Origin of the sequence: Nocardioides sp. (assembly GCF_035503875.1) — a bacterium.
Lineage (GTDB): Bacteria > Actinomycetota > Actinomycetes > Propionibacteriales > Nocardioidaceae > Nocardioides.
The window spans coordinates 1-13,480 of sequence record NZ_DATJTA010000082.1 but is presented as its reverse complement, the minus strand read 5'-3'; the positions used below and the strand labels follow the sequence as shown (position 1 = coordinate 13,480).

The window sequence follows — 13,480 nt, the reverse complement described above, 5'->3', positions numbered from 1 at the left end:
GGGCGGGTCAGTTGACGGGAGTCAGGGGACGGAACAGCAGGCCGTCCAGGGCGAACCGCGTGCGCGGCCACCGGACGAGGTAGAGGGAGCCCGCCAGCAGGACGGCGTCGCGGGCGATCTCCCACGGGTACTGCGACGAGGCGTCAGGGTTGTAGCCGCCGCCGCCGAAACAGCCGCAGTCGATCTGCAGCCCGCGGGCCCACGCGCTGGCGATGCCGATGATGAAGACCACGAACAGCACGGCCGAGATGACGGCCGCGCCCCGGGTCAGCACCCCGAGCACGAGGGCCGCACCGACGACGACCTCCAGCACCGGGAGCAGGTAGCCCACCGGCTCCACCAGGCTCTCCGGGAGCAGGTCGTAGGCGCGCACCGCCTGGACGCTCTGGTAGGAGTCGCCCAGCTTGAGCGCGCCCGCCCAGATCCACACGCCACCGATCACCAGTCGCGCGGCCAGGCCGATCCACTCCTTCACGGGCACGAGCCTAGGGGCAGAGCCTGAGTCGGGACTGAGAGGCGAAAGTCCCGACTCTCGATGACCTAGGGTGGCTCCTCGTGAACGACAGACTGGTCTGGATCGACTGCGAGATGACCGGGCTCGACCTCGGGGCGGACGCCCTCATCGAGGTTGCCGCCCTGGTCACCGACTTCGACCTGAACGTGCTCGGCGAGGGCGTCGACATCATCATCAAGCCGCCCGCCGAGGCGCTGGACCAGATGGGCGACTTCGTGCGCTCCATGCACGAGAAGTCCGGGCTGCTCGCCGAGCTCGAGCACGGCGTCCCGATGGCCGAGGCCGAGGAGCGCACCCTGGCCTACATCAAGGAGCACTGCCCCGACGGCAGCCGCCCGCCACTGGCCGGCAACACCGTCGCCACCGACCGCTCCTTCCTGGCCCGGGACATGGGGACCCTCGAGCAGTTCCTCCACTACCGGATCGTCGACGTCTCCTCGATCAAGGAGCTCTCGCGGCGCTGGTTCCCGCGGGCGTACTTCCAGGCCCCGGCCAAGCGCGGCAACCACCGCGCGCTCGCCGACATCCAGGAGAGCATCGAGGAGCTGCGCTACTACCGCGAGGCCGTCTTCCAGCCCTCCCCCGGCCCGGACAGCGACACCGCTCGGGCGATCGCCGAGAAGCACGGCGGCTCGCTGACCGGCCTCACGGGTCCCGATTCCACGACTGAGGGATGACTGCCCTAGACTTCTCTCCGGTCCGGCCCGCCGGACCGACATGGTGGGTATAGCTCAGCTGGTAGAGCGCTGCGTTGTGGTCGCAGATGTCGCGGGTTCAAGTCCCGTTACTCACCCCAGACATCCGAGCCCCTGACCTGGAGACAGGTCAGGGGCTCGATGCATTCCGCCGACCCGGCGCGAGTTCGCGCCGGGTCGGCACCACATTCACGCCGGGTCGGCGATGAGGGGTCAGCCACGGGTGGCGGCGACGGGTGGCGTCCTCGCGCGACGATGCGTACAGACCCGTCGTCTCCCGTGCTGGCAATGCGCTGACATGGCCGTCGGCCCGACGACATACTGGCCCGGAGATCTCGGCCGAGGCGTGGGGGTAAGCGTTGACCGACAGGGCACACGACCGCGCGCGTGCGGGCGTTCTTCGCAGGTCGATCGCCGGCATCGCAGCAGTGGCGATGGTGGCCTCGTTGGACGTCACGTCGCGAGCCGAAGCCGTCGGCGAACCCACAAGATCGCCGACGGTCGAGGCGGTCGAGTCCGGTGGGATCGGCATGACAAGCCTGACGGAGTCAGCCGCGGCGACGGAGCGCACCAGGCGCGGAGTCTCCCTCGCTCTGTCCCGGAGCACGGTGACAGCCGGGAGCCGGCTGAAAGCGAGGATCGGATCCCCCTCCCGCCAGCGCCGCCCGGCACTCCTCCAGGTCCGCGCGCAGGCGAGATGGAAGACGGTCGCGTCCGGGAAGATCTCGCGTCGAGGCAAGCTCACCCTCCGACTGATCGCACCCCCTCGGACAGCGATTTACCGAGCGGTGCTGCCCCGGCACAAGTCCCGGGCAGGGAGCGTCGCGAAGAAGGTCGTCAGCGCCTCCGTCAAGCTGCGCGTGTCCCCGAAGCCGCCGCCCGTCGCCCCTCCTGCCGGGCATCCGCAACCCGCGTCCTTGCGCGTCGTGCTCGTCGACGCGCCGTCCGGAGCGGCCGTCACCGTCACCTCGCCCCACGGGCAGGTTCGCACCATCGACCGGACCACGGTGTTCCCAGATGCTGCCCTCGGCGCGTGGGAGGTCGCCGCCGATCCGGTCGCCCAAGGCGCGCAGACGATCCATGCCGTGGACCCGACGCAGCGAGCCACCGTCCGGGCGGGACAGGCGCGGACACTGACCATCGACTACGGCGTGAGCATCCCGGACAGCACGGCGGTGCTCGACCCGTCCGAGATCGCCGGCGTGGAGACGCTCCCCGGAGGGGTCATCCAGATCCGGTTCACCGAGGCAGCGGCTTCGGCAGCGCGCGCGGTCGTCGCCGAACGCCTCCGCAACGCCCGGTCGTTGCTGGCGCTGGGACCGCACGATCGTCGTACGAACGTCGAGATGGAGACCCCGCAGCGACTCGCCCGAGCGCGAGCACACGCGGCCAGCACCGTCTCGAACTGCTCCGGCAGCATCTTCGTTCTCTGCGAGGGCGACGTCGGCGCTGTCGGCATCACCTCCCATCTGCCGCACGGAGGGTTCGGACGAGTACCCGCCGGGGGCGCCGGTCCGGACTGGGTCCGACTGGACCCGACCGGAGTGAGCATCAGTGACGCTCTGACGACGGCCTCGGCCCCTGCGTCCGCTCGAGCGCTCACCGTCGCCAAGACCGTCGAGAACAGGCGTCTGACCAAGAACATCAGCTGCTCTGCCGGGCTGTCCGGTGAGCTGGCGGCCACGTTCACGATCAACCCCACGTTGGACTTCGGAATGGTGATCGCCGATCACGGCCTCCAGGAGGCACACGTCGTCGCCCGGGTCGACCAGTCGGCGGACATCTCGGCCACGGTGACGGGGAGCGGAGAGTGCGCCTTCGCCCCTCAGACACTGCTGCACCGTCCCCTCCCCGCGATCACGGTCACGATCGGTGGCGTGTTCCCGCTCGTCCTGGTCCCCGAGCTCAACGTCCTCGTCGGTGCTGACGTGAAGGCGACCGGAGACTTCGGCACGCACTGGCACCAGGAAGCCCATGCGGCCGCGGGGCTGTCCTACCACCGCGGCACCGTGAGCAAGGTCTTCGACCCGCCCTCCCCCACGATCTCCTACCGACCGCCGACGTTCTCCGGTGAGGTCGAGGCCACGGCAAGCCTCACTCCGGAGATCTCGGTCAAGGCCTATGGCCTCGCCGGGCCGAAGGCGTCGCTGCCGGCTTCCCTGATCGCCTCGGCGAACCTGCAGGCAGGCAGTCGCGCGGGCTCCTTGGACTGGTCGCTGAAGGGCAGGATCCGCGGCTACGCCTCGATCGACGCCGGTCCACTCGGGTGGGAGAGTGAACGACTGCTGGTGCTCGAACCACCCGACTACCAGATCGCCTCCGGCAGCATCGCCTGGGAACCGCCACCCGGATATGGGCCGGAGATCACCACCTCCGCTCTCCCCGACGGCACCCCCGGTACCTTCTACCAGCAGCGCCTGGCCACGGCCGACAACCGCCACGGCCGTTGGGCGGTGACGGACGGGACGCTCCCGGCGGGACTGAACCTGGACCCCGACACCGGCACGATCTCCGGGCTGCCGACCCTGGCGTCGACGTCGACCTTCACGGTGTCCTTCACCGATGGGTTCGGCAACACCGCCACCAAGCGGCTCACGCTCCGCGTCGCCGAGCCCCAGTACCTCAGGACGCCGGACGCACTGATGGTGCAGACCGGCGCCGGCACCACGCCGAGCTACTGGACGACGCTGGAAGCAGGCTTCTCGGGGACCGGCACCTGGACGGTGGATCCCAACTCGCTCCCGCGAGGGCTGAGCCTGGCCGCCGACGGGACGTTGTCCGGCGTCCCCACCGAGAACGGGGTCTTCATGTTCGACGCCGTCCGCACCAGGGAGGACGGGAGCAGCACGGTCGTCCACCTCCTCGTGCCGGTCATCGGCCTGTACATCGAGGCGGCGTGCGACCCTCGCACCCGACGGACACGGATCCAGGCCGCCCTGACCCTGCGCAACGACGCCGGCGACCTGATGCTGGTCTCCTTCGAGCCCCATCGTGTGACGACCCGACTGGATGGTCAGATCCACTTCGACCAGACGGTTCCCCCGCGAGGACTTCAGGACCCCGCGGGCAGCGTGTGGCCGGATCTGCCCAGTGGGGTCACCTACGACGTCGCGCTCACCGTCGACGGCGTCACGGCGCGACGATCGGTCTACTGCGCTCCGTGACCCGGCGGTCGTCGCGGCCGCCCGGGCCTCGATGCGCTCGCTGGCGCTCGCCACTCGACCGACGAACACGCCTCAGGAGTCGAAGCCGAGGCCGAACCGGTCGAGGGTGCGCAGCCACAGGTTGCGGCGGCCGGTGGCGTCCTCGCGCGCGAGCGACCAGCGGGTGAGCTGGATGCCGATCCAGGCGAGCGGCTCGGGCGGGAACGGCATCGGGCGGCGGCGCACCATCCGCAGCCGGGTCCGCTCGGTCGGGCGGCCGTCGAGGAGGTCGAGCAGCACGTCGGCGGCGAACCGGGAAGCACCGACGCCGAGACCGGTGAAGCCGGCGGCGTACGCCGTGCGCCGGCGGTGCGTCGTACCGAAGAAGGCGCAGAAGCGGGTGGAGGTGTCGATCACGCCGGCCCAGCGGTGGGTGAACCGGATCCCGGCGAGCTGCGGGAAGGTCGCGGCGAAGTTGCGCTCAAGCGTGTCGTAGGTGGCGGCGCGGTCCTCGTGCCGGGTCTCGATCGAGCGGCCGTAGTGGTAGATCGCGTCGTACCCGCCCCAGAGGATCCGGCGGTCCGGGGTGATCCGGTAGTAGTGGAACTGGTTGCCCGAGTCGGAGATGCCGACCGCCGGGTCCCAGCGGATCGCGGCGAGCTGGTCGTCCGTGAGCGGCTCGGTGGCGAGCACGTAGTCGTAGACCGGAACGGTGGCGTACCGCAGCCGCCTCAGCGGCCCGGGGAAGACGTTGGTCGCGAGCACCACCCGCCGGGCACGCACCGTCGCGCCGCCGGTGGTCGCCTCGACCCCGTCGCGCTGCGCCGTCAGGGTCAGCAGTCGGGTGCCCTCCGCGAGGACCGCGCCCTGCTGCTCGGCGGCGTCGGCCAGTCCCCATGCGAGTCGCGCGGGATCGACCAGCGCGCACTCGTCGGGCGTGTGCCGTCCGGCGAGGTACGTCGGCGAGTCGACCAGCGCGCGGATCTCCGCCCGGTCGAGGAAGCCGGGGGTGCCGGGTTCGAGGTGCTGGACCTCGTGTGGACGGGTGGCGACGGCGAGCGCGCCGCCGCGGACGAAGCCGCAGTCGATGTCGTAGCGGCCGACCGTCTCCTCGATGGCGTCGAGGTTGCGCAGGCCGAGCTCGTGCAGGACGTCGTACTCCTGGGGCCAGCGGGTACGGCCGTTGCTCTCCCCGTGGGTCAGGCTCGCCTCGCAGAACCCGCCGTTGCGGCCGGTGGCGTGCTCGGCGATCCGGTCCGCCTCGACGAGCAGGACCCGCGTGCCCGGGGCTCGCTCGACGGCGCGCAGGGCGGTCCAGAGACCGGTGAATCCGCCGCCGACGACGAGCAGGTCGACCTCGTGCTCCCCCGTCAGCGGCGGGCGCGGGGCCGGGCGGAGCGGGGTGTCGAGCCAGAGCGGGAGTGTCGTCGCCACACCCCGATCCTAGTGACCTTCCGGGATTGTCTGACTACAGTCAGAGACATGTCCGACGCCACCGCCGTCCTCCGCCGGTTCAACCGCAGCTACACCCAGCGCATCGGGGCGCTCGACGAGTCGTTCCTGGGGCTCGGAATTCCACTCGGGACGGCGCGGGTGCTGTTCGAGGCGGGCGAGGGCTGCGGCGTCCAGGAGCTGCGCGCGCGGCTCGGACTCGACTCCGGCTACCTCAGCCGGGTGCTGCGCCGGCTCGAGGCCGACGGGCTCGTCACGGTCGCGGCCGACCCCGCCGACCGGCGCAAGCGGAGGGTCACGCCGACGCCGGCGGGTCGCCGTACCCTGCGGACGCTGGACGACCGCTCCGAGGAGCTCGCCGCCCGGCTCCTCGCGCCGCTCACCGAGCGCCAGCGCAGCCGGCTCACCGACGCCCTCGCGACCGCCGACCTCCTGGTCCGCGCGGCGACGGTGTCACTCGACGCCGTCGATCCGACCGCTCCCCCGGCACGGCTCGCGATGGGGCGCTACTTCGACGAGCTCGACCGCCGCTTCCCGGGCGGCTTCGATCCCGGCCCCACCGACGACGTGTCGTCGATGGCGGCACCCACCGGGACGTTCGTGGTCGCGGTCAGCGACGGCGCCCCGGTCGCCTGCGGCGGCGTCCAGCGGATCGCCGACGGGGTCGGCGAGATCAAGCGGATGTGGGTCGACGACGCCTGGCGCGGCGCCGGCCTCGGCTCGCGGATGCTGCGGCGTCTGGAGACCGAGACGCGCGAGCTGGGGTACGACGTCGTCCGCCTCGACACCAACCGGACGCTCACCGAGGCCGTCGCGGTGTACGAGCGGGCGGGCTACCGGGAGATCGAGCGGTACAACGACAACCCGTATGCCGAGGCGTTCTTCGAGAAGACGCTGGGCTCGTAGGGCGGGTCGCGGCGGGGTGTCCGGAGGCTGCAATTGCGGCCGTAGCACCGGGCCGGGCCGCTCCAACGTGTTCTACGGCTGCAATTGCAGCCGTTGGGCGTACGCCGCCCGCGTGAGGAACGCCAGCTGCGCGGGCTTGGTGGACAGCTCCACGACGGGGCCGAGCTCGAAGCCGAGCCGCTTCACCAGCGCGACGGCCTTGGCGTTGCGAACGTCCGGCTCGACGACGAGCCGTTGCACGGCGGGGTCGGCGAAGACCCGCGCCAGCAGGAAGCCGACCACGGTGGCGGTGAACCGGGGCTCGGCGACCGTGGCCTCGGCGAGCATGAAGTGCACGCCCAGGTCGCCGGGCAGGACGTCGTACCGGCTGCCGATCTCCTCGGCGGTCGGCTCGTAGTCCTGGTAGAGCGCGACCGGCTCGCCGTCGCGACGGACCAGGTAGACGTGGTGGGTCGGCTGCTCGTCGAGCCAGGTGTAGATCTCGCGGACCTCCTCGACGGTGTGCTCCTGCATCATCCAGAAGCGCGCCCGGTCCGCGACGACCCAGGAGTGCAGCAGCTCGCTGTCGCGGGCGGGGTCGAAGCGGTCGACGGTGAGGTCGGCGAGCAGGGTCATGGTTCCTCCGAGAGTTGGTCCCAGTCGATGACGACCGGCACGAGCTCGCCAGCCGCCCAGAGCGGGAGTTGGTCGTGGTGGTGCGGGTTGCGGGGGTCGGCGTGGGCGCCCAGCGGGACGACCCAGGCCGACCTCGACCGGTCGGCGAGGTCCCACACGTAGCGGGCGACCGAGCCGCGGAAGCAGGCGTCGGTCAGCCCGGGCACCGAGCCGGTACAGCGCACGCAGTCGATGTCGCCCGAGACCGGCAGCGGCGGCACCGGTGGCGGGTCGAGATCCAGGCTCGCCACGTCGAAGGCGTGGGCGGGCGTGACCACGTGGGTCGTCCCCCACGTCGCAGGGTGCCCGGCGGCGTCGTCGAGCGCGGCGCCCGCGTGCGCCCGCAGGTCGATGCCGTACGGCGCGCCCGCGTCGTACAGCGTCTCCAGCGCGAGGCCGATCCGCCCGGCGGCGTCCAGCCACGGCGCGAACACCCGGTCGTGCGCCTCCTCGAGCAGCGGCGCGAAGACCGGCTCGGCGGCCAGCCGCACCACCAGCGCGCTGCGCCAGGCGGCGAAGGCGGCGGCGCCGACCGAGGTCGCGTCCATGCGGCAGTCCCAGTCGAGGATCTCGGCCCGGACCACCGCACCCGGACCGGACGGCTCCGCGTCGCGGACCAGCTCACGCAGCGCGAGGGCCGACGGCGCGAGGGTGTCGTCGAGGAAGCCGGCGAAGTCGGTGACGGTCAGGTCCCGGCGACCGTCCAGGAGCTCGTGCAGCCGCCGGGCGCGGTGCGGCGGCGCGAAGGTCGTGCCGATCGGGTCGCTCTCCGGGCCGCGGCGCTCGTTGGCGGTCACGTCGTGCCCGTCGCTCGGCACGTCGTGGCGGGGCAGGTCGGTGAGCCAGCCGCGCCACGCGGCGCCGGGGTCGGCGGCATCGACGACGCCGCGGCGGTTCGCGTCGTCGCGGTCCGGGATGCGGCCGGCGATCCGGTACCGCACCGCGCCTGCCGTGTCGGCGACGACGACGTTGTTGACCGGCTCGACCCACGTGTCCAGCGCCCGGTCGACGTCGTCGACCGTCCGCGCCCGCAGCAGCGGGAGCAGCGCGTCGAAGCCGAGGTCCCCGAGCACGAGCGACGCCGTGCGGAGGCTGAGGCCGGAGCCGTCGTCGGGGCCACCCTCGAAGACGGGGCCACGCGCGGTGACGACGACCTCGAGCTCCTCCGCCGGAGCGCCGGCGACCTCGATCTGATCGGCATCGACCGCCGCGGGCTCCCAGCCCTCCGGACCGAGCGCCTCCACGCCCCCGGACGTACGGCGCAGGCGCTCGGCGTACACGTCCTGGTAGTCGGCCATCGCGTTGGTGATCGCCCAGGCCACCTGGCCCGCGTGGGCGAAGTGCTGGACGCCGGGCACCCCGGGGAAGGCGAAGCCGACGACGTCGAACGCGTCCTCCGGGTCCTCGCAGCAGAGCCGGACCTGCTGGTAGACGCCGGGCGCCTCGATGACCCGGTGCGGGTCGCCGCCGATGAGCGGCAGACCGCTCGCGGTGCGACCGCCGGCTGCGGCCCAGGCGTTGCTGCCGCTACCGAGCGGACCCTCGTGGGAGAGCAGCGACGCGTCCTCGCCGAGCACCGCGCGGCCGCGGTGCGACCACAGCTTCCCCGGCAGGCTGGCGAAGAGCAGGTGCTGGGCGAGGAAGACCGCCAGCGGCGTCCACTCCTCCCACGGGTCGGCCCCGATGCCGACGCGTTCGAACTCCGGCGCCTCGGCGCGCAGGCCGGCGTTCACCCCGTCGACGTACGACGCCACGAACGACCCACTCTCCGGGGACAGCGCCGCATGGGCACGCCGGGCGGTGTCGACGATCCGGGTACGCCGGGCGAACCGGTCCCAGGCGAGCGCGTGCGGTCCGAAGGCGGCGGCCGTCGTACCCGTGGCGCGTCGGCGCAGGAACTCCAGCTGCCACGCCCGGTCCCGGGCGGTGACCTCGCCCTGGGCGAAGGCGAGGTCGGCGAGCGAGGCGGCCCGGACGTGAGGGACGCCCTGGGCGTCGCGGTAGATCCGAGCCATGTTAGGTGACCCTAACTCACGGGGTTCCTCAGGTGACGACGGGCAGCCGGACCCGGAACGTGGTGCCCTCCCCGACCGCCGAGGTCACGGCTACCGAGCCGCCGTGCTTCTCGACGATCCCGCGGGCGATGGACAGCCCGAGGCCGCTGCCCTGGATGGCGTTCTTCTGCGCCAGCTCGGAGCGGAAGAACCGGGTGAACAGCCGGGACTGCTCGGCGATCGGGATGCCGATGCCGGTGTCGGCGACGCTGAGCTCCGCGAAGTCGCCGAGCACCTCCAGCTCGACCGCGACCGCGCCGTCGTCGGGGGTGAACTTCACGGCGTTGCCGACCAGGTTGACCACGACCCGCTCCATGAGGTCCCGGTCGCCGTGGAACGGCACCGGCTCCTCGGGCAGGTCCAGGCGCATCTCCAGCCGGCGCGACTTCAGGACCGGCGCCACCACCGAGTAGCCGCCCTCGACGGCGGTGCGCAGGTCGAAGGCCCGCTCGGCACCACCGAGGCCGGAGTCCTGGACCCGGGACAGGGTCAGCAGGTCGTCGATGAGCCCGAGCAGCCGGTCGCTGTTGCTCGAGACGCGCCGTACGGCGTCGCGCTGCGCCTGGTTGAGGTCGCCGTACGAGCCGTCCTCGAGCATCTCGAGGTAGCCCAGGATGCTGGTGATCGGGGTCCGCAGCTCGTGGCTCACGCTGGAGACGAACGCGTCCTTGACGGCGTCGACCTCCCGCAGCCGCTCCACGGCCTGCTCGAGCGCGCTCTGGGTGCGCAGCCGCTCGGTGACGTCCTCCGAGGTGCTGACGTAGCCGATGACGTGACCGCGCTCGTCGGCGATCCGCGACAGCGTCATCGCGTGGCTGCGCTCCTCGCCGTCCTTGCGCAGGAAGCCCATCTCGGTGGCCACCAGGTCGCGGTCCATGATCGTGTGGGCGACCTTCGAGAAGTCGTGCTCGACGCCCAGCTCGTCGGCCTTGCGGGCGACCGCCTCGTCGGAGTGGAGGAAGCGGGTGGGCAGGCCCATGACCTCGTACCGGCTGTAGCCCAGCAGCCGCTCGGCACCCGGGTTGAACAGCGTGATCCGCCCGGCGTCGTCGGTGCCGATGATCGCCACGCCCTGGGTGCCGTCGACCACGTTGCGCATCCGGTCCCGCTCGGCCGCCGCGTTCCTGGCGGTCTCGATGTGGACGCCGGCTCGCAGCATGAGGGGTACGACGATGACCGCGCAGGTGGTCGCGAAGGTGGCCAGCAGGATGCCGCGCGCGTCGACGGACATGCCGTACTCGGACGGGACCTCGGCGAACGGCCCCAGCCCGAGGGTGGTCATGGAGATGGCGAACGCCAGCACGGCGATCATCTGCAGCAGCGCCTCGACGGGCGCCATCCGGAAGGCGCTCCAGGCCAGGATCGGCACCGCCAGGAAGACCAGCGACGGGAAGTCGTGCGGCAGGAACACCAGCGGCGTGACCACGACGATCGAGACCCACTGCAGGACGCGCTCACCCGTACCCGCCGAAGCGCCGTGGTCGGGCAGCAGCGAGAAGAGCGGGATCAGGCAGAGCTGGCTGGCGAGGTGGGCGGCGCCCAGGGCCAGCGCGACGAGCCCCGGGGCGCCCCAGTCGGCCAGGACGGCGGTGAGCGCACCGGCGACGGCGGCGACCGCTCCGCCCGCGATCGAGGCACCGAGGTAGACCCGCAGGTCGTGGTCGCTGCGCAGGCTCGCCGGGCCGCTCCGACCGCGGGTGAGGAGCCACCAGACGAGGGCGGTCTCGGCGGCGATCCCGACGGCGTACCCGGCCGCCACCTCGACCGGTCGGTCCACGGCGATCGTGACGAAGGCGAGGGCCAGCACGGCCGCGAGCACGGCGAGGATCCGGCGGCGGCCCGCGAGCAGGGCAGCACCGGTCGCCAGGCCGACCGGCCAGATGCCGATGACCCATCCGTCGTCGGGGGCAGCCCAGACCGCAGTCGCCCCGAAGAGACCGACGGCCAGGAGCAGCAGCGCGAGACGCACTCCTGAGGACCGAATCACTGTTGTTGCGCACCCTCCTGAGCGCGAGAACGTCGCCTCGATCCAAACACACCCCACCCTGGGGACCGGGGCACATTTTGGCGGTTCGTCGCCCCCGATTAGTCCACTGGGCTAGTCCTCTACCGTGGGTCGGTGACCAGCGACACGAACATCGACCGCAGCAGCGCCCGCCGGGAGTACGACGTCGTCGTGGTCGGCGGCGGCCACAACGGGCTGGTCTCCGCCGCCTATCTGGCCCGGGCCGGGCTGTCCGTGCTCGTCCTGGAGCGGCTCGACCACGCCGGCGGCGCGGCCGTCTCCGCCCAGGCGTTCGCGGGTCACGACACCCGCCTCTCGCGCTACTCCTACCTGGTCTCGCTGATGCCGGAGCGGCTGATGGCCGACCTCGGGCTGGACATCGCCCTGGCCTCACGCACGACCGCGTCGTACTCCCCCTGGATCCGCGAGGGCGTCGCCGGTGGGCTGCTCGTGGAGCGGTCCGAGGGCGAGCAGACGCGGGCGTCGTTCCGCGAGCTGACCGGCGGCGACGAGGAGTACGCCGCCTGGAGCGACTTCTACAGCGGCGTCGGCCGCCTCGCCGAGGTCGTCGCGCCGACGCTGCTCGACCCGCTGCCGACCGAGCGCGCGATCCGCGATCGGGTCGACCCCGAGATCTGGCGCGACGTCGTCGAGCAGCCGCTGGGGGCCGCGATCGAGCGGCGCTTCCGCGACGACCTGGTCCGCGGGGTGGTCGGCACCGACGCGCTCATCGGCACCTTCGCCTCGCTCCACGACCCGACGCTGATCCAGAACCGCTGCTTCCTCTACCACCTGGTCGGCAACGGCACGGGCGAGTGGCGGGTCCCCGTCGGCGGCATGGGCGCGGTGACGGACGCGCTCGCCCGGTCAGCCGTCGAGGGCGGAGCCGAGATCGCCACCTCGGCCGGCGTCAGTGCCATCCGGACCTCCCCCGACGGCCACGGCGGCGCGGAGGTGACCTGGCACGACGGAGGTCGCGACCACACCGTGGGGGCGCGGTTCGTGCTCGCCAACGTCGCACCCTGGGTGCTGGGCATCCTGCTCGGAGGGCCCGAGGACCCGGCGGCCAAGCCGGTGGGGTCCCAGCTGAAGATCAACTTCCTGCTCGACCGGCTGCCGGAGCTCCGCTCGGGTCGCGACCCCGAGGTCGCCTTCGCGGGGACCCTGCACCTCGCCGAGGAGTTCAGCCGGCTGGAGACGGCGTACACCCAGGCCGCGGCGGGCCGGGTGCCGTCGACACTGCCCGGCGAGGTCTACTGCCACTCGCTCACCGACCCGTCGATCCTCGGCGCGTCGGACGAGGACCGACACACGCTGACGTACTTCGGCCTGCACACCCCCACGTCCCTCTTCGACGTCGACCCGGGCGCCGCGAAGGCGGCCGCGGTCACCCGCGCGATCGCCGCGCTCAACGCGCACCTCGTGGAGCCGATCGAGACGTGCGTGGCGCGCGACGCCCACGGCAACCCGTGCATCGAGGCCAAGATCCCCCAGGAGATCGAGGCGGACCTGGCCATGCCCGGCGGCCACATCTTCCACGGCGACCTCGAGTGGCCCTGGGCACCGAACCGCTCGCGGCTGGAGACCCCGGCCCAGCAGTGGGGCGTGCAGACCAACCTGGACGCCGTGCTGCTGTGCGGCTCCGGCGCCCGTCGCGGCGGGGCGGTGTCGGGCATCGGCGGCCACAACGCCGCCCAGGCGGTCCTCGCGTCGCTGTAGGTCGACGACCCGCCCCCGCCGATTTTTCCCGAGGCTCCCACGCTGGTATCGTTCTTCTCGCTTCACCGGGCGCCATTAGCTCAATTGGCAGAGCAGCTGACTCTTAATCAGCGGGTTCGGGGTTCGAGTCCCTGATGGCGTACCGATCATCACCGCCCGGCGTCGGCGTCGGGCCGACCGCCACCAGCGGCGTGTGCTCCGTGAGCTCCGCGAACGTCAGGCCGAGGGCCTGGGCGAGCGAGGAGAGCTCGTTCACCGACCACTCGATGTCGCCGCGGTACCGGCGGCTGAATGCCCGCTGGGTCAGCCCGATCGCCCGGGCGAGCTCGATGCCGGTG

10 protein-coding genes and 2 tRNA genes are annotated in these 13,480 nt (G+C 72.2%); 6 read left to right on the top strand and 6 right to left on the bottom strand.

Going from position 1 to position 13,480, the window contains the following annotated elements:
- Positions 1-7: 7 nt before the first annotated feature.
- Positions 8-475, bottom strand: coding sequence for a MauE/DoxX family redox-associated membrane protein (locus VMF51_RS19270; RefSeq protein WP_325476085.1), 468 nt, complete (start codon positions 473-475; stop codon positions 8-10).
- An 80-nt stretch (positions 476-555) separates the two neighbouring features.
- Here VMF51_RS19270 and orn point away from each other — a divergent pair, with 80 nt between their 5' ends.
- From orn to VMF51_RS19255, 3 genes are all read left to right on the top strand, one after another.
- Positions 556-1,191: an oligoribonuclease gene (orn, locus tag VMF51_RS19265; protein WP_325476084.1), complete on the top strand. Its 636-nt coding sequence runs from the start codon at positions 556-558 to the stop codon at positions 1,189-1,191.
- A 43-nt stretch (positions 1,192-1,234) separates the two neighbouring features.
- Positions 1,235-1,310, top strand: a tRNA-His gene (locus tag VMF51_RS19260).
- Between the two features lie 687 nt (positions 1,311-1,997).
- Complete coding sequence (locus VMF51_RS19255; protein WP_325476083.1) at positions 1,998-4,373, top strand: Ig domain-containing protein; 2,376 nt, start codon at positions 1,998-2,000, stop codon at positions 4,371-4,373.
- A gap of 72 nt (positions 4,374-4,445) precedes the next feature.
- Here VMF51_RS19255 and VMF51_RS19250 read toward each other — a convergent pair whose 3' ends face one another.
- Entirely contained in the window at positions 4,446-5,786 is a 1,341-nt protein-coding gene (locus VMF51_RS19250) for an FAD-dependent oxidoreductase (protein ID WP_325476082.1), read from the bottom strand.
- 48 nt (positions 5,787-5,834) lie between these two features.
- Here VMF51_RS19250 and VMF51_RS19245 point away from each other — a divergent pair, with 48 nt between their 5' ends.
- Positions 5,835-6,710, top strand: coding sequence for a helix-turn-helix domain-containing GNAT family N-acetyltransferase (locus VMF51_RS19245; protein WP_325476081.1), 876 nt, complete (start codon positions 5,835-5,837; stop codon positions 6,708-6,710).
- A 72-nt stretch (positions 6,711-6,782) separates the two neighbouring features.
- On the opposite strand, the gene VMF51_RS19240 is transcribed toward VMF51_RS19245, so the two are convergent.
- From VMF51_RS19240 to VMF51_RS19230, 3 genes are read right to left on the bottom strand one after another with little or no spacing between them, the layout of a single operon-like run.
- The gene (locus tag VMF51_RS19240; protein WP_325476080.1) at positions 6,783-7,325 is read right to left on the bottom strand and encodes a GNAT family N-acetyltransferase; all 543 of its coding nucleotides are present in this window, start codon (positions 7,323-7,325) and stop codon (positions 6,783-6,785) included.
- Complete coding sequence (locus VMF51_RS19235) at positions 7,322-9,379, bottom strand: penicillin acylase family protein (protein ID WP_325476079.1); 2,058 nt, start codon at positions 9,377-9,379, stop codon at positions 7,322-7,324. Before VMF51_RS19235 ends, VMF51_RS19240 begins: the two co-directional genes overlap by 4 nt.
- 28 nt (positions 9,380-9,407) lie before the next feature.
- A complete protein-coding gene (locus VMF51_RS19230; protein ID WP_325476078.1) occupies positions 9,408-11,387 on the bottom strand; it encodes an ATP-binding protein in 1,980 nt (659 codons plus the stop codon).
- Between the two features lie 150 nt (positions 11,388-11,537).
- On the opposite strand from VMF51_RS19230, the gene VMF51_RS19225 reads away from it, so the two are divergent.
- Both VMF51_RS19225 and VMF51_RS19220 read left to right on the top strand, forming a co-directional pair.
- Positions 11,538-13,142: an NAD(P)/FAD-dependent oxidoreductase gene (locus VMF51_RS19225; protein ID WP_325476077.1), complete on the top strand. Its 1,605-nt coding sequence runs from the start codon at positions 11,538-11,540 to the stop codon at positions 13,140-13,142.
- A gap of 69 nt (positions 13,143-13,211) precedes the next feature.
- A tRNA-Lys gene (locus VMF51_RS19220) sits at positions 13,212-13,284 on the top strand.
- Here the strand turns inward: VMF51_RS19220 and VMF51_RS25905 are convergent.
- Positions 13,246-13,473, bottom strand: coding sequence for a helix-turn-helix domain-containing protein (locus VMF51_RS25905; protein ID WP_414689486.1), 228 nt, complete (start codon positions 13,471-13,473; stop codon positions 13,246-13,248). The genes VMF51_RS19220 and VMF51_RS25905 overlap by 39 nt on opposite strands.
- Positions 13,474-13,480 lie beyond the last annotated feature (7 nt).

Coding starts and splice junctions, on each gene's coding strand:
- VMF51_RS19245 (WP_325476081.1), top strand. CDS start 5,835: ATGTCCGACGCCACCGCCGTCCTCCGCCGGTTCAACCGCAGCTACACC.
- VMF51_RS19240 (WP_325476080.1), bottom strand. CDS start 7,325: ATGACCCTGCTCGCCGACCTCACCGTCGACCGCTTCGACCCCGCCCGC.
- VMF51_RS19235 (WP_325476079.1), bottom strand. CDS start 9,379: ATGGCTCGGATCTACCGCGACGCCCAGGGCGTCCCTCACGTCCGGGCC.